The 13,090-nt window shown below is 41.9% G+C and carries 24 protein-coding genes; all 24 read left to right on the top strand.

The annotated features are described in order from the left end of the window. Window positions 1-29 precede the first annotated feature (29 nt). On the top strand, window positions 30-2,237 hold the full coding sequence (nrdD, locus tag ADJ60_RS05725; protein WP_049543998.1) for an anaerobic ribonucleoside-triphosphate reductase: 2,208 nt from the start codon (window positions 30-32) through the stop codon (window positions 2,235-2,237). 11 nt (window positions 2,238-2,248) lie between these two features. Next, the gene (locus ADJ60_RS11630) at window positions 2,249-2,389 is read left to right on the top strand and encodes a hypothetical protein (protein WP_000521618.1); all 141 of its coding nucleotides are present in this window, start codon (window positions 2,249-2,251) and stop codon (window positions 2,387-2,389) included. 43 nt (window positions 2,390-2,432) lie between these two features. Further along, on the top strand, window positions 2,433-2,939 hold the full coding sequence (locus ADJ60_RS05715) for a GNAT family N-acetyltransferase (RefSeq protein ID WP_049543963.1): 507 nt from the start codon (window positions 2,433-2,435) through the stop codon (window positions 2,937-2,939). Further along, window positions 2,932-3,522 carry an anaerobic ribonucleoside-triphosphate reductase activating protein gene (gene nrdG / locus ADJ60_RS05710; RefSeq protein ID WP_049543962.1) on the top strand — a complete coding sequence of 197 codons (591 nt, stop codon included), beginning with the start codon at window positions 2,932-2,934 and terminating at the stop codon, window positions 3,520-3,522. Before ADJ60_RS05715 ends, nrdG begins: the two co-directional genes overlap by 8 nt. A 254-nt stretch (window positions 3,523-3,776) precedes the next feature. Further along, on the top strand, window positions 3,777-4,085 hold the full coding sequence (rpsJ, locus tag ADJ60_RS05700) for a 30S ribosomal protein S10 (protein WP_001284513.1): 309 nt from the start codon (window positions 3,777-3,779) through the stop codon (window positions 4,083-4,085). Between the two features lie 81 nt (window positions 4,086-4,166). Continuing rightward, window positions 4,167-4,793, top strand: a complete 627-nt coding sequence (gene rplC, locus ADJ60_RS05695) for a 50S ribosomal protein L3 (RefSeq protein WP_000160200.1) — start codon at window positions 4,167-4,169, stop codon at window positions 4,791-4,793. A gap of 24 nt (window positions 4,794-4,817) precedes the next feature. After that, the gene (gene rplD, locus ADJ60_RS05690; RefSeq protein WP_000024549.1) at window positions 4,818-5,441 is read left to right on the top strand and encodes a 50S ribosomal protein L4; all 624 of its coding nucleotides are present in this window, start codon (window positions 4,818-4,820) and stop codon (window positions 5,439-5,441) included. Then, the gene (locus ADJ60_RS05685; protein WP_001055347.1) at window positions 5,441-5,737 is read left to right on the top strand and encodes a 50S ribosomal protein L23; all 297 of its coding nucleotides are present in this window, start codon (window positions 5,441-5,443) and stop codon (window positions 5,735-5,737) included. Before rplD ends, ADJ60_RS05685 begins: the two co-directional genes overlap by 1 nt. Before the next feature lie 17 nt (window positions 5,738-5,754). Further along, complete coding sequence (gene rplB, locus ADJ60_RS05680) at window positions 5,755-6,588, top strand: 50S ribosomal protein L2 (protein WP_049543958.1); 834 nt, start codon at window positions 5,755-5,757, stop codon at window positions 6,586-6,588. A gap of 103 nt (window positions 6,589-6,691) precedes the next feature. Next, entirely contained in the window at window positions 6,692-6,973 is a 282-nt protein-coding gene (gene rpsS / locus ADJ60_RS05675) for a 30S ribosomal protein S19 (RefSeq protein WP_000533766.1), read from the top strand. Window positions 6,974-6,984: 11 nt separating this feature from the next. Then, window positions 6,985-7,329 carry a 50S ribosomal protein L22 gene (gene rplV / locus ADJ60_RS05670; protein WP_000818137.1) on the top strand — a complete coding sequence of 115 codons (345 nt, stop codon included), beginning with the start codon at window positions 6,985-6,987 and terminating at the stop codon, window positions 7,327-7,329. Between the two features lie 12 nt (window positions 7,330-7,341). Beyond that, the gene (gene rpsC, locus ADJ60_RS05665; RefSeq protein WP_000529936.1) at window positions 7,342-7,995 is read left to right on the top strand and encodes a 30S ribosomal protein S3; all 654 of its coding nucleotides are present in this window, start codon (window positions 7,342-7,344) and stop codon (window positions 7,993-7,995) included. Window positions 7,996-7,998: 3 nt separating this feature from the next. Further along, a complete protein-coding gene (gene rplP, locus ADJ60_RS05660; protein ID WP_000960946.1) occupies window positions 7,999-8,412 on the top strand; it encodes a 50S ribosomal protein L16 in 414 nt (137 codons plus the stop codon). A 9-nt stretch (window positions 8,413-8,421) separates the two neighbouring features. Next, window positions 8,422-8,628, top strand: a complete 207-nt coding sequence (rpmC, locus tag ADJ60_RS05655; protein ID WP_000772918.1) for a 50S ribosomal protein L29 — start codon at window positions 8,422-8,424, stop codon at window positions 8,626-8,628. Window positions 8,629-8,652: 24 nt separating this feature from the next. Then, on the top strand, window positions 8,653-8,913 hold the full coding sequence (rpsQ, locus tag ADJ60_RS05650) for a 30S ribosomal protein S17 (RefSeq protein ID WP_000440801.1): 261 nt from the start codon (window positions 8,653-8,655) through the stop codon (window positions 8,911-8,913). Window positions 8,914-8,938: 25 nt separating this feature from the next. Beyond that, complete coding sequence (rplN, locus tag ADJ60_RS05645; protein WP_000616545.1) at window positions 8,939-9,307, top strand: 50S ribosomal protein L14; 369 nt, start codon at window positions 8,939-8,941, stop codon at window positions 9,305-9,307. Between the two features lie 77 nt (window positions 9,308-9,384). Beyond that, window positions 9,385-9,690: a 50S ribosomal protein L24 gene (gene rplX, locus ADJ60_RS05640; RefSeq protein WP_000497691.1), complete on the top strand. Its 306-nt coding sequence runs from the start codon at window positions 9,385-9,387 to the stop codon at window positions 9,688-9,690. Between the two features lie 23 nt (window positions 9,691-9,713). Further along, window positions 9,714-10,256 carry a 50S ribosomal protein L5 gene (rplE, locus tag ADJ60_RS05635; protein WP_000013542.1) on the top strand — a complete coding sequence of 181 codons (543 nt, stop codon included), beginning with the start codon at window positions 9,714-9,716 and terminating at the stop codon, window positions 10,254-10,256. 17 nt (window positions 10,257-10,273) lie between these two features. Further along, window positions 10,274-10,459, top strand: coding sequence for a type Z 30S ribosomal protein S14 (locus tag ADJ60_RS05630; protein ID WP_001085697.1), 186 nt, complete (start codon window positions 10,274-10,276; stop codon window positions 10,457-10,459). A 284-nt stretch (window positions 10,460-10,743) separates the two neighbouring features. Further along, window positions 10,744-11,142, top strand: coding sequence for a 30S ribosomal protein S8 (gene rpsH / locus ADJ60_RS05625; protein ID WP_049543957.1), 399 nt, complete (start codon window positions 10,744-10,746; stop codon window positions 11,140-11,142). A 187-nt stretch (window positions 11,143-11,329) separates the two neighbouring features. Next, entirely contained in the window at window positions 11,330-11,866 is a 537-nt protein-coding gene (gene rplF, locus ADJ60_RS05620; protein ID WP_000086626.1) for a 50S ribosomal protein L6, read from the top strand. An 83-nt stretch (window positions 11,867-11,949) separates the two neighbouring features. Beyond that, window positions 11,950-12,306: a 50S ribosomal protein L18 gene (rplR, locus tag ADJ60_RS05615; protein WP_000624044.1), complete on the top strand. Its 357-nt coding sequence runs from the start codon at window positions 11,950-11,952 to the stop codon at window positions 12,304-12,306. A 17-nt stretch (window positions 12,307-12,323) separates the two neighbouring features. Next, window positions 12,324-12,818 carry a 30S ribosomal protein S5 gene (gene rpsE / locus ADJ60_RS05610; RefSeq protein ID WP_000874202.1) on the top strand — a complete coding sequence of 165 codons (495 nt, stop codon included), beginning with the start codon at window positions 12,324-12,326 and terminating at the stop codon, window positions 12,816-12,818. Window positions 12,819-12,831: 13 nt separating this feature from the next. Further along, window positions 12,832-13,014 carry a 50S ribosomal protein L30 gene (gene rpmD / locus ADJ60_RS05605; protein WP_000057241.1) on the top strand — a complete coding sequence of 61 codons (183 nt, stop codon included), beginning with the start codon at window positions 12,832-12,834 and terminating at the stop codon, window positions 13,012-13,014. Window positions 13,015-13,090: the final 76 nt, after the last annotated feature.

Genomic DNA, 13,090 nt, shown 5'->3' with positions numbered 1-13,090 from the left:
GAAAGAACATTTTAGAAACGAGCATGTATATGATTGCACTAGAAGAAAAAATTACAACTTTAGCAACCCTCTTCGTTGAAAAACGAGATGGGAGACGTGTTGCATTTGATGTGGACAAGATTGACAAGGCTATCCACAAGGCGGCAGACAAGGTTATGGATGTGACACCCTTGGTCGAAAAACGCCTAAATGCTTTGACCGAGCGAATTGTCACAGAAATTCATAGTCGCTTTCCACAGGGGGTTAAGATTTACGAAATTCAAAATATCGTAGAACATGAACTCCTTGAAGCCAAAGAATATGCGCTAGCTGAGGAGTATATCACTTATCGGACACAGAGGGATTTTGAGCGCTCAAAAGCGACAGATATTAACTTTAGTATCCATAAGCTTCTCAATAAAGATCAGGCCGTTGTCAATGAAAATGCTAATAAGGACAGTGATGTCTTTAATACCCAGCGTGATTTGACAGCAGGGATTGTTGGGAAATCAATCGGACTGCAAATGCTTCCTAAGCACGTAGCCAATGCCCACCAAAAGGGGGATATCCACTATCACGATTTGGACTACAGTCCTTATACCCCTATGACCAACTGCTGTTTGATTGATTTTAAAGGTATGTTGGAAAATGGTTTTAAGATTGGAAATGCAGAGGTAGAAAGTCCCAAGTCTATCCAGACTGCGACAGCTCAGATTTCCCAAATCATCGCCAACGTTGCTTCTAGCCAGTACGGTGGCTGTTCAGCTGACCGTATCGATGAAGTCTTGGCTCCTTACGCAGAGAAGAATTACCAAAAACACCTCAAAGATGCAGAAGAATGGGTCTTGCCTGAAAAACGGGAAGATTACGCTTGGAAGAAAACGCAAAAAGACATCTATGATGCCATGCAATCTCTTGAGTATGAAATCAATACTCTCTTCACTTCAAATGGGCAAACACCTTTTACTTCGCTCGGTTTTGGTCTGGGAACCAATCGTTTTGAGCGTGAAATTCAAAAAGCTATCTTGAACATCCGAATCAAGGGCCTTGGTTCAGAACATCGAACAGCTATCTTCCCTAAACTTATCTTCACGCTTAAAAGAGGACTCAACTTAGAGGAAGGGACACCCAACTACGACATCAAGCAGTTGGCTCTAGAGTGCGCAACCAAGCGGATGTACCCAGATGTCTTGTCTTACGATAAGATTATCGAGTTGACAGGTTCTTTCAAGGTTCCTATGGGTTGCCGTTCGTTCCTTCAAGGATGGAAGGATGAAAATGGAGTTGAAGTTAACTCTGGCCGTATGAATCTAGGGGTGGTGACGGTCAATCTTCCTCGCATCGCCCTCGAGTCTGATGGTGACATGAATAAGTTCTGGGAAATCTTCAACGAGCGTATGAATATCGCTGAAGATGCTCTGGTTTACCGTGTCGAACGCACTAAAGAGGCGACACCAGCCAATGCTCCTATCCTTTATCAGTACGGTGCTTTTGGCCATCGTCTAGGTAAAGAAGAAAGTGTTGACCAGCTCTTTAAGAATCGTCGTGCGACAGTTTCACTGGGCTATATCGGTTTGTATGAAGTAGCGACTGTTTTCTTTGGTAACAGCTGGGAAAGCAATCCAGATGCTAAGGAATTCACGCTAGACATCATTCGCGATATGAAACGCCGTGTAGAAGAGTGGTCTGACCAATATGGCTATCATTTCTCTATCTACTCAACACCATCTGAAAGTTTGACAGATCGTTTCTGCCGACTAGATACAGACAAGTTTGGCTCTATTCCTGATATTACAGACAAGGAATACTACACCAATTCTTTCCACTACGATGTTCGTAAAAATCCAACACCGTTTGAAAAATTGGACTTTGAGAAAGTTTATCCAGAAGCAGGTGCGTCAGGTGGTTTCATTCATTACTGTGAGTATCCAGTCCTTCAGCAAAATCCAAAGGCCTTGGAAGCTGTCTGGGACTATGCCTATGACCGTGTCGGCTATCTAGGGACCAATACACCAATTGACCGTTGCTACAAGTGTGACTTTGAAGGGGATTTTGAACCAACTGAGAGAGGATTTGCTTGTCCAAACTGTGGCAATAGCGACCCTAAAACAGTAGATGTGGTCAAACGAACTTGTGGCTACCTAGGTAATCCTCAAGCGCGTCCGATGGTTAATGGGCGTCACAAGGAAATCGCTGCGCGTGTCAAACATATGAATGGTTCAACGATTAAAATAGCTGGCCATCAAGTAACAAATTAGAAAGAACTGAAATGGGAAAATATCAATTAGATGATAAGGGACGTGCACAAGTGACCCGTTATCACGAGAAACACTCTAAAGGTGGAGCTGGTAAAAAAGAACGCTTGCTCAACCTCAGAGAACAATTTTTAAACAAGAATAAGAAGAAATAAAAGTGAGAGTCAGCTCTCGCTTTTCTCTTAGTGGGAGGTAAGGATGGAACTACGTAGACCAAGATTAGCAGATAAAGAAACAGTTTTAGAGATGATGGCAGAGTTTGAAAAGAGCCAATCAGCCCATGATGGAGGATTTTGGGATACAGAGAACTTTATGTATGAAGAGTGGTTGGAAAGTAATCAGAATCAGGAAATGGGGATTAATTTGACTGAAGGATGGGTTCCCGCAATTCAGTTAGTAGCTTTTTCTGTGAAAGATAGAGCAATTGGATTTCTTAATCTCCGGTTGCGCCTCAGTAACTTTCTACTAGAAGAAGGTGGCCACATTGGCTACTCCATTCGTCCATCAGAAAGAGGCAAGGGTTATGCTAAGGAAACTCTCCGTCAGGGCTTGCAAGTTGCTAAGGAAAAGAATATCAAGAGAACTCTTGTGACCTGTAGCGTAAATAATCCTGCTAGTCGAGCAGTCATTTTAGCAAATGGTGGGCTCCTTGAGGATGTTCGTGATGGTGTGGAGCGTTATTGGATAGAGGTAGCGAATGAATAATCCAAAACCACAAGAATGGAAAAGCGAGGAGCTCAGTCAAGGGCGTATCATCGACTACAAGGCCTTTAACTTTGTAGATGGAGAAGGCGTGCGCAACTCTCTCTATGTAGCAGGTTGCATGTTTCACTGCGAGGGGTGTTATAATGTAGCGACCTGGTCCTTCAATGCCGGAATTCCTTATACAGCAGAATTAGAAGAACAGATTATGTCAGACCTTGCCCAACCCTATGTTCAAGGCTTGACCCTGCTGGGAGGGGAGCCTTTTCTCAATACAGGTATTCTCTTGCCTCTCGTTAAGCGGATTCGAAAGGAATTGCCAGACAAGGACATCTGGTCATGGACCGGCTACACTTGGGAAGAAATGATGTTGGAAACTCCAGATAAACTGGAACTCTTATCACTAATTGACATCCTTGTCGATGGACGGTATGACCGAACTAAGAGAAATCTCATGCTCCAGTTTCGAGGTTCGTCCAATCAACGAATCATCGATGTGCAAAAATCCCTCAAAAGTGGGCAAGTAGTGATTTGGGACAAGCTCAATGATGGAAAAGAAAGCTATGAACAGGTGAAGAGAGACTAACTTTCTTCTATGAAAATAGTTAAATAAATGACCTATCAAAAAAGAAAACAGTTTCATTATAAAAAAACGAAAAAACAGCAACAAATCCCTTGCAATCGCAGGGGCTTTGTGTTATTCTATTATGGTGCTGTAAATTACAGCCTTAGCTTTGATGCAAGAGGTTGCGACACGCTCGGTTGCATTGCCACGCAACACCGCGTCGGTTTTCTTGTGGAGCTAGCCTATTATCTTAAATAGACGAAAAGGAGAAAAAGATGGCAAACAAAAAAATCCGTATCCGTTTGAAAGCTTACGAACACCGTACGCTTGACACAGCGGCTGCAAAAATCGTAGAATCAGCTACTCGTACAGGTGCACAAGTTGCGGGTCCAATCCCACTTCCAACTGAACGTAGCCTCTACACAATCATTCGTGCGACTCACAAATACAAAGACTCTCGCGAACAATTTGAAATGCGTACACACAAACGTTTGATCGATATCGTTAACCCAACTCAAAAAACAGTTGATGCGTTGATGAAATTGGATCTTCCAAGTGGTGTAAACGTAGAAATCAAACTTTAATCTAAAGCTTGATATTTGAGCATAAAAAACGCTCGTTAAAAACTTTTTGAATAAAAAATATAGAAAAGGAACTATTTTCTCATGACAAAAGGAATCTTAGGGAAAAAAGTGGGAATGACTCAAATCTTCACTGAAGCTGGCGAATTGATCCCTGTAACAGTTATTGAAGCAACTCCAAACGTTGTTCTTCAAGTTAAAACTGTTGAAACAGACGGATACAACGCTATCCAAGTTGGTTTCGATGACAAACGCGAAGTATTGAGCAACAAACCTGCTAAAGGACATGTAGCGAAAGCTAACACGGCTCCTAAGCGCTTCATTCGTGAATTCAAAAACGTTGAAGGCTTGGAAGTTGGTACTGAAATTACAGTTGAAACATTCGCAGCTGGAGACGTTGTTGACGTAACTGGTACTTCTAAAGGTAAAGGTTTCCAAGGTGTTATCAAGCGCCACGGACAATCACGTGGACCAATGGCTCACGGTTCTCGTTACCACCGTCGTCCAGGTTCAATGGGACCTGTTGCACCTAACCGCGTATTCAAAGGTAAAAACCTTGCAGGACGTATGGGTGGTGACCGCGTAACAATTCAAAACCTTGAAGTTGTACAAGTTGTTCCAGAAAAGAACGTTATCCTTATCAAAGGTAACGTACCAGGTGCTAAGAAATCTCTTATCACTATCAAGTCAGCAGTTAAAGCTGGTAAATAATAAGGAAAGGGGAATACAGTCAAAATGGCAAATGTAACATTATTCGACCAAACTGGTAAACAAGCTGGCGAAGTTGTTCTTAACGATGCAATCTTTGGTATCGAACCAAACCAATCTGTTGTGTTTGATGTGATCATCAGCCAACGTGCTAGCCTTCGTCAAGGAACTCACGCAGTTAAAAACCGCTCAGCTGTTTCAGGTGGCGGACGCAAACCATGGCGTCAAAAAGGAACTGGACGTGCTCGTCAAGGTTCTATCCGCTCTCCACAATGGCGTGGTGGTGGAATCGTCTTCGGACCAACTCCACGTAGCTATGCGTACAAACTTCCTCAAAAAGTTCGTCGCCTTGCACTTAAATCTGTTTACTCAGAAAAAGTTGCTGAAAATAAATTTGTAGCCGTTGATTCTCTTGAATTTACAGCTCCAAAAACTGCTGAATTTGCAAAAGTTCTTGCAGCTTTGAGCATCGATTCTAAAGTCCTTGTTATTCTTGAAGAAGGAAACGAATTCGCAGCTCTCTCAGCTCGTAACCTTCCAAACGTGAAAGTTGCGACTGCTACAACTGCAAGTGTTCTTGACATCGCAAATAGTGACAAACTTCTTGTTACTCAAGCAGCTATCTCTAAAATCGAGGAGGTTCTTGCATAATGAATTTGTATGATGTTATCAAAAAACCTGTAATCACTGAAAGCTCAATGGCTCAACTTGAAGCAGGAAAATATGTATTTGAAGTTGACACTCGTGCACACAAACTTTTGATCAAGCAAGCTGTTGAAGCTGCTTTCGAAGGTGTTAAAGTTGCCAACGTTAACACAATCAACGTAAAACCAAAAGCTAAACGTGTTGGACGTTACACTGGTTTTACTAACAAAACTAAAAAAGCTATCATCACACTTACAGCTGATTCTAAAGCAATCGAGTTGTTTGCTGCTGAAGCTGAATAATCTAAGGAGGAAATATCGTGGGAATTCGTGTTTATAAACCAACAACAAACGGTCGCCGTAATATGACTTCTTTGGATTTCGCTGAAATCACAACAAGCACTCCTGAAAAATCATTGCTTGTTGCATTGAAGAGCAAGGCTGGTCGTAACAACAACGGTCGTATCACAGTTCGTCACCAAGGTGGTGGACACAAACGTTTCTACCGTTTGGTTGACTTCAAACGTAACAAAGACAACGTTGAAGCAGTTGTTAAAACAATCGAGTACGATCCAAACCGTTCTGCAAACATCGCTCTTGTACACTACACTGACGGTGTGAAAGCATACATCATCGCTCCAAAAGGTCTTGAAGTAGGTCAACGTATCGTTTCAGGTCTAGAAGCAGATATCAAAGTCGGAAATGCTCTTCCACTTGCTAACATCCCAGTTGGTACTTTGATCCACAACATCGAGTTGAAACCAGGTCGTGGTGGTGAATTGGTACGTGCTGCTGGAGCATCTGCTCAAGTATTGGGTTCTGAAGGTAAATACGTTCTTGTTCGTCTTCAATCAGGTGAAGTTCGTATGATTCTTGGAACTTGCCGTGCTACAGTTGGTGTTGTCGGAAACGAACAACATGGACTTGTAAATCTTGGTAAAGCAGGACGTAGCCGTTGGAAAGGTATCCGCCCAACAGTTCGTGGTTCTGTAATGAACCCTAACGATCACCCACACGGTGGTGGTGAAGGTAAAGCACCAGTTGGTCGTAAAGCACCATCTACTCCATGGGGCAAACCTGCTCTTGGTCTTAAAACTCGTAACAAGAAAGCGAAATCTGACAAACTTATCGTTCGTCGTCGCAACGAGAAATAATATTAAACTAGTCGCTTAAGTAACTAGTAAATCCGCCAGCTCGGTAGCGCTCTATGTGAGCGCAAGCCGCTGTGGTACAACATTTAAAGGAGAAAATATAAAAATGGGACGCAGTCTTAAAAAAGGACCTTTCGTCGATGAGCATTTGATGAAAAAAGTTGAAGCTCAAGCTAACGACGAAAAGAAAAAAGTTATTAAAACTTGGTCACGTCGTTCAACGATCTTCCCAAGTTTCATTGGTTACACTATTGCAGTTTATGACGGACGTAAACACGTACCTGTTTACATCCAAGAAGACATGGTAGGTCACAAACTTGGTGAATTTGCACCAACTCGTACTTACAAAGGTCATGCTGCAGACGACAAGAAAACACGTAGAAAATAAGGAGAACATAAATGGCAGAAATTACTTCAGCTAAAGCAATGGCTCGTACAGTACGTGTTTCACCTCGTAAATCACGTCTTGTTCTTGATAACATCCGTGGTAAAAGCGTAGCCGATGCAATCGCAATCTTGACATTCACTCCAAACAAAGCTGCTGAAATCATCTTGAAAGTTTTGAACTCAGCTGTAGCTAACGCTGAAAACAACTTTGGTTTGGATAAAGCTAACTTGGTAGTATCTGAAGCATTCGCAAACGAGGGACCAACTATGAAACGTTTCCGTCCACGTGCGAAAGGTTCAGCTTCACCAATCAACAAACGTACAGCTCACATCACTGTAGCTGTTGCAGAAAAATAAGGAGGTAAAATCGTGGGTCAAAAAGTACATCCAATTGGTATGCGTGTCGGCATCATCCGTGATTGGGATGCCAAATGGTATGCTGAAAAAGAATACGCGGATTACCTTCATGAAGATCTTGCAATCCGTAAATTCGTTCAAAAAGAACTTGCTGACGCAGCAGTTTCAACTATCGAAATCGAACGCGCAGTAAACAAAGTTAACGTTTCACTTCACACTGCTAAACCAGGTATGGTTATCGGTAAAGGTGGTGCTAACGTTGATGCACTCCGTGCAAAACTTAACAAATTGACTGGAAAACAAGTACACATCAACATCATCGAAATCAAACAACCTGATTTGGATGCTCACCTTGTAGGTGAAGGTATTGCTCGTCAATTGGAGCAACGTGTTGCTTTCCGTCGTGCACAAAAACAAGCAATCCAACGTGCAATGCGTGCTGGAGCTAAAGGAATCAAAACTCAAGTATCAGGTCGTTTGAACGGTGCAGATATCGCCCGTGCTGAAGGATACTCTGAAGGAACTGTTCCACTTCACACACTTCGTGCAGATATCGATTACGCTTGGGAAGAAGCAGATACTACATACGGTAAACTTGGTGTTAAAGTATGGATCTACCGTGGTGAAGTTCTTCCAGCTCGCAAAAACACTAAAGGAGGTAAATAACCAATGTTAGTACCTAAACGTGTTAAACACCGTCGTGAATTCCGTGGAAAAATGCGCGGTGAAGCAAAAGGTGGAAAAGAAGTAGCATTCGGTGAATACGGTCTTCAAGCTACAACTAGCCACTGGATCACTAACCGCCAAATCGAAGCTGCTCGTATCGCCATGACTCGTTACATGAAACGTGGTGGTAAAGTTTGGATTAAAATCTTCCCACACAAATCATACACTGCTAAAGCTATCGGTGTGCGTATGGGATCTGGTAAAGGGGCACCTGAAGGTTGGGTAGCACCAGTTAAACGTGGTAAAGTGATGTTCGAAATCGCTGGTGTATCTGAAGAGATCGCTCGCGAAGCACTTCGTCTTGCTAGCCACAAATTGCCAGTTAAATGTAAATTCGTAAAACGTGAAGCAGAATAAGGAGAAGGCATGAAACTTAATGAAGTAAAAGAATTTGTTAAAGAACTTCGTGGTCTTTCTCAAGAAGAACTCGCGAAGCGCGAAAACGAATTGAAAAAAGAATTGTTTGAACTTCGTTTCCAAGCTGCTACTGGTCAATTGGAACAAACAGCTCGCTTGAAAGAAGTTAAAAAACAAATCGCTCGTATCAAAACAGTTCAATCTGAAGCGAAATAATAGACTAGGGAAGGAGAAATTTCAATGGAACGCAATAATCGTAAAGTTCTTGTTGGACGTGTTGTATCTGACAAAATGGACAAGACAATCACAGTTGTAGTTGAAACAAAACGTAACCACCCAGTCTATGGTAAACGTATTAACTACTCTAAGAAATACAAAGCTCATGATGAAAACAATGTTGCCAAAGAAGGCGATATCGTACGTATCATGGAAACTCGCCCGCTTTCAGCTACAAAACGTTTCCGTCTTGTAGAAGTTGTTGAAGAAGCGGTCATCATCTAATCAAACCTGAAAGGAGAAAACTGAAATGATTCAAACAGAAACTCGTTTGAAAGTCGCAGACAACAGCGGTGCTCGCGAAATCTTGACTATCAAAGTTCTTGGTGGTTCAGGACGTAAATTTGCAAACATCGGTGATGTTATCGTGGCATCTGTAAAACAAGCTACTCCTGGTGGTGCGGTTAAAAAAGGTGACGTTGTTAAAGCAGTTATCGTTCGTACTAAATCAGGTGCTCGTCGTGCTGATGGTTCATACATCAAATTTGACGAAAATGCAGCAGTTATCATCCGTGAAGACAAAACTCCTCGCGGAACACGTATCTTTGGCCCAGTTGCACGTGAATTGCGTGAAGGTGGCTTCATGAAGATCGTGTCACTTGCTCCAGAAGTACTTTAATTTTTAGAAACAAACTAGTCCCCTAGCTTAAAGCTAGGGTGCCCTTATGGGCGTAAGAAAAATCAAGGAGAAACCTAATGTTTGTAAAAAAAGGCGACAAAGTTCGCGTAATCGCTGGTAAAGATAAGGGAACAGAAGCTGTTGTCCTTACTGCCCTTCCAAAAGTAAACAAAGTTATTGTTGAAGGTGTTAACATCGTTAAGAAACACCAACGTCCAACTAACGAGCTTCCTCAAGGTGGGATCATCGAAAAAGAAGCAGCTATCCACGTATCAAACGTTCAAGTTTTGGACAAAAATGGTGTAGCTGGTCGTGTTGGTTACAAATTTGTAGACGGTAAAAAAGTTCGCTACAACAAAAAATCAGGCGAAGTGCTTGATTAATCACGAAGGAAAGGAGAAGTATAATGGCAAATCGTTTAAAAGAAAAATATCTTAATGAAGTAGTTCCTGCTTTGACAGAACAATTCAACTACTCATCAGTGATGGCTGTGCCTAAAGTAGATAAGATCGTTTTGAACATGGGTGTTGGTGAAGCTGTATCAAACGCTAAAAGCCTTGAAAAAGCTGCTGAAGAATTGGCACTTATCTCAGGTCAAAAACCACTTATCACTAAAGCTAAAAAATCAATCGCCGGCTTCCGTCTTCGTGAAGGTGTTGCGATCGGTGCAAAAGTTACCCTTCGTGGTGAACGTATGTACGAATTCTTGGATAAATTGGTTTCAGTTTCACTTCCACGTGTACGTGACTTCCACGGTGTTCCAACAAAATCATTTGACGGACGCGGAAACTACACACTTGGTGTGAAAGAACAATTGATCTTCCCAGAAATCAACTTCGATGACGTTGACAAAACTCGTGGTCTTGACATCGTTATCGTAACAACTGCTAACACTGACGAAGAGTCACGTGCATTGCTTACAGGCCTTGGAATGCCTTTTGCAAAATAATATAGGAGGTAAATCTAATGGCTAAAAAATCAATGATTGCTAAGAACAAACGTCCAGCGAAGTTCTCTACTCAAGCTTATACTCGTTGTGAAAAATGTGGTCGTCCACATTCAGTTTACCGCAAATTTAAACTTTGCCGTGTTTGCTTCCGTGAATTAGCTTACAAAGGACAAATCCCTGGTGTAACAAAAGCATCTTGGTAATTTAAGATATCAAGGGCGTAAAAACTCCAAGTGAAAATAGGAAACTTGACGAAGAAACTGAAGTTTCTAGGAAAGTTTATCTTTTTCACACAGAGTTTAGCCCGGGTTCAATTGGGCTTGCCAATTTGAACACGAGCTACAGCTTTGGCAAAAAAGACCAATTCGCTTTGGAGCATCGCTCCTGCATCAAATTGCCTATTTTTGCTCTTGCTGTTACGCTCTTTGTATCATGTATTAACTAGCAAGTGCAACTTGCAAACTACTAGTAAGAGGAGAAAAACAAAATGGTTATGACTGACCCAATCGCAGACTTCTTAACTCGTATTCGTAACGCTAACCAAGCTAAACACGAAGTACTTGAAGTACCTGCATCAAACATCAAAAAAGGGATTGCTGAAATCCTTAAACGCGAAGGTTTTGTAAAAAACGTTGAAATCATCGAAGATGACAAACAAGGCATCATCCGTGTATTCCTTAAATACGGACCAAACGGTGAAAAAGTTATCACTAACTTGAAACGTGTTTCTAAACCAGGACTTCGTATCTACAAAAAACGTGAAGACCTTCCAAAAGTTCTTAACGGACTTGGAATTGCTATCCTTTCAACTTCTGAAGGTTTGCTTACTGATAAAGAAGCACGCCAAAAGAATGTTGGTGGGGAAGTTATCGCTTACGTTTGGTAATATTTAGCTCTCAATTTCTTTGTGACTCGTCGTTATCATCTCTTGCCTAACCCAAAGTTATGCCTGCGAGACGATGCCTAGATTCACTTTGGAATTGAAACCTAAATGTTCCTTTAAATCGAGGAATCGATTTAACCCCGTGAAAACTGGCCATTCTGGCCTGACAATTTAACAGGAGAAAATAAACATGTCACGTATTGGTAATAAAGTTATCGTGTTGCCTGCTGGTGTAGAAATCACTAACAATGACAACGTTGTAACTGTAAAAGGACCTAAAGGAGAACTTACTCGTGAGTTCTCAAAAGATATTGAAATCCGTGTGGAAGGTACTGAAGTAACTCTTCACCGTCCAAATGATTCAAAAGAAATGAAAACTATCCACGGAACTACTCGTGCCCTTTTGAACAACATGGTTGTTGGTGTATCAGAAGGATTCAAGAAAGAACTTGAAATGCGCGGGGTTGGTTACCGTGCACAACTTCAAGGATCTAAACTTGTTTTGGCTGTTGGTAAATCTCATCCAGACGAAGTTGAAGCTCCAGAAGGAATTACTTTTGAACTTCCAAACCCAACAACAATCGTTGTTAGCGGAATTTCAAAAGAAGTAGTTGGTCAAACAGCTGCTTACGTACGTAGCCTTCGTTCACCAGAACCATATAAAGGTAAAGGTATCCGTTACGTTGGTGAATTCGTTCGCCGTAAAGAAGGTAAAACAGGTAAATAATGTTGAGTGGTTGAGTCTCAACCACCAACCTATTTTCCAACTTTGTGCATAGCACACGATTTAAAACTAAAGAGGTGAAAACTGTGATTTCAAAACCAGATAAAAACAAACTCCGCCAAAAACGCCACCGTCGCGTTCGCGGAAAACTCTCTGGAACTGCTGATCGCCCACGTTTGAACGTATTCCGTTCTAATACAGGCATCTACGCTCAAGTGATTGATGACGTAGCGGGTGTAACGCTCGCAAGTGCTTCAACTCTTGACAAAGAAGTTTCAAAAGGAACTAAAACTGAACAAGCCGTTGCTGTCGGTAAACTCGTTGCAGAACGTGCAAACGCTAAAGGTATTTCAGAAGTGGTGTTCGACCGCGGTGGATATCTATATCACGGACGTGTGAAAGCTTTGGCTGATGCAGCTCGTGAAAACGGATTGAAATTCTAATAGGAGGACACTAGAAAATGGCATTTAAAGACAATGCAGTTGAATTAGAAGAACGCGTAGTTGCTGTCAACCGTGTTACAAAAGTTGTTAAAGGTGGACGTCGTCTTCGTTTCGCAGCTCTTGTTGTTGTTGGTGACCACAACGGTCGCGTAGGATTTGGTACTGGTAAAGCTCAAGAAGTTCCAGAAGCAATCCGTAAAGCAGTAGATGATGCTAAGAAAAACTTGATCGAAGTTCCTATGGTTGGAACAACAATCCCACACGAAGTTCTTTCAGAATTCGGTGGAGCTAAAGTATTGTTGAAACCTGCTGTAGAAGGTTCTGGAGTTGCCGCTGGTGGTGCAGTTCGTGCCGTTGTGGAATTGGCAGGTGTGGCAGATATTACATCTAAATCACTTGGTTCTAACACTCCAATCAACATTGTTCGTGCAACTGTTGAAGGTTTGAAACAATTGAAACGCGCTGAAGAAGTTGCTGCCCTTCGTGGTATTTCAGTTTCTGATTTGGCATAAGAAAGGGGATAAAATGGCTCAAATTAAAATTACTTTGACTAAGTCTCCAATCGGACGCATTCCATCACAACGTAAAACTGTTGTAGCACTTGGACTTGGCAAATTGAACAGCTCTGTTATTAAAGAAGATAACGCTGCTATCCGTGGTATGATCACTGCAGTATCTCACTTGGTAACAGTTGAAGAAGTAAACTAATGAATTTTTAGGGGATGTGCACTATACCATCCCCTAAAACTAGATATAGTCATCTATGATGACGTCGTATAGGCGA

Origin of the sequence: Streptococcus pseudopneumoniae, assembly GCF_001076775.1 — a bacterium.
GTDB lineage: Bacteria > Bacillota > Bacilli > Lactobacillales > Streptococcaceae > Streptococcus > Streptococcus pseudopneumoniae_G.
Note: the sequence above shows the minus strand (reverse complement) of the source record. Positions and strands in the feature narration are given on the sequence as shown.

Coding starts and splice junctions, on each gene's coding strand:
- nrdD (WP_049543998.1), top strand. CDS start 30: ATGATTGCACTAGAAGAAAAAATTACAACTTTAGCAACCCTCTTCGTT.
- ADJ60_RS11630 (WP_000521618.1), top strand. CDS start 2,249: ATGGGAAAATATCAATTAGATGATAAGGGACGTGCACAAGTGACCCGT.
- ADJ60_RS05715 (WP_049543963.1), top strand. CDS start 2,433: ATGGAACTACGTAGACCAAGATTAGCAGATAAAGAAACAGTTTTAGAG.
- nrdG (WP_049543962.1), top strand. CDS start 2,932: ATGAATAATCCAAAACCACAAGAATGGAAAAGCGAGGAGCTCAGTCAA.
- rpsJ (WP_001284513.1), top strand. CDS start 3,777: ATGGCAAACAAAAAAATCCGTATCCGTTTGAAAGCTTACGAACACCGT.
- rplC (WP_000160200.1), top strand. CDS start 4,167: ATGACAAAAGGAATCTTAGGGAAAAAAGTGGGAATGACTCAAATCTTC.
- rplD (WP_000024549.1), top strand. CDS start 4,818: ATGGCAAATGTAACATTATTCGACCAAACTGGTAAACAAGCTGGCGAA.
- ADJ60_RS05685 (WP_001055347.1), top strand. CDS start 5,441: ATGAATTTGTATGATGTTATCAAAAAACCTGTAATCACTGAAAGCTCA.
- rpsS (WP_000533766.1), top strand. CDS start 6,692: ATGGGACGCAGTCTTAAAAAAGGACCTTTCGTCGATGAGCATTTGATG.
- rplV (WP_000818137.1), top strand. CDS start 6,985: ATGGCAGAAATTACTTCAGCTAAAGCAATGGCTCGTACAGTACGTGTT.
- rplP (WP_000960946.1), top strand. CDS start 7,999: ATGTTAGTACCTAAACGTGTTAAACACCGTCGTGAATTCCGTGGAAAA.
- rpmC (WP_000772918.1), top strand. CDS start 8,422: ATGAAACTTAATGAAGTAAAAGAATTTGTTAAAGAACTTCGTGGTCTT.
- rpsQ (WP_000440801.1), top strand. CDS start 8,653: ATGGAACGCAATAATCGTAAAGTTCTTGTTGGACGTGTTGTATCTGAC.
- rplN (WP_000616545.1), top strand. CDS start 8,939: ATGATTCAAACAGAAACTCGTTTGAAAGTCGCAGACAACAGCGGTGCT.
- rplX (WP_000497691.1), top strand. CDS start 9,385: ATGTTTGTAAAAAAAGGCGACAAAGTTCGCGTAATCGCTGGTAAAGAT.
- rplE (WP_000013542.1), top strand. CDS start 9,714: ATGGCAAATCGTTTAAAAGAAAAATATCTTAATGAAGTAGTTCCTGCT.
- ADJ60_RS05630 (WP_001085697.1), top strand. CDS start 10,274: ATGGCTAAAAAATCAATGATTGCTAAGAACAAACGTCCAGCGAAGTTC.
- rpsH (WP_049543957.1), top strand. CDS start 10,744: ATGGTTATGACTGACCCAATCGCAGACTTCTTAACTCGTATTCGTAAC.
- rplF (WP_000086626.1), top strand. CDS start 11,330: ATGTCACGTATTGGTAATAAAGTTATCGTGTTGCCTGCTGGTGTAGAA.
- rpsE (WP_000874202.1), top strand. CDS start 12,324: ATGGCATTTAAAGACAATGCAGTTGAATTAGAAGAACGCGTAGTTGCT.
- rpmD (WP_000057241.1), top strand. CDS start 12,832: ATGGCTCAAATTAAAATTACTTTGACTAAGTCTCCAATCGGACGCATT.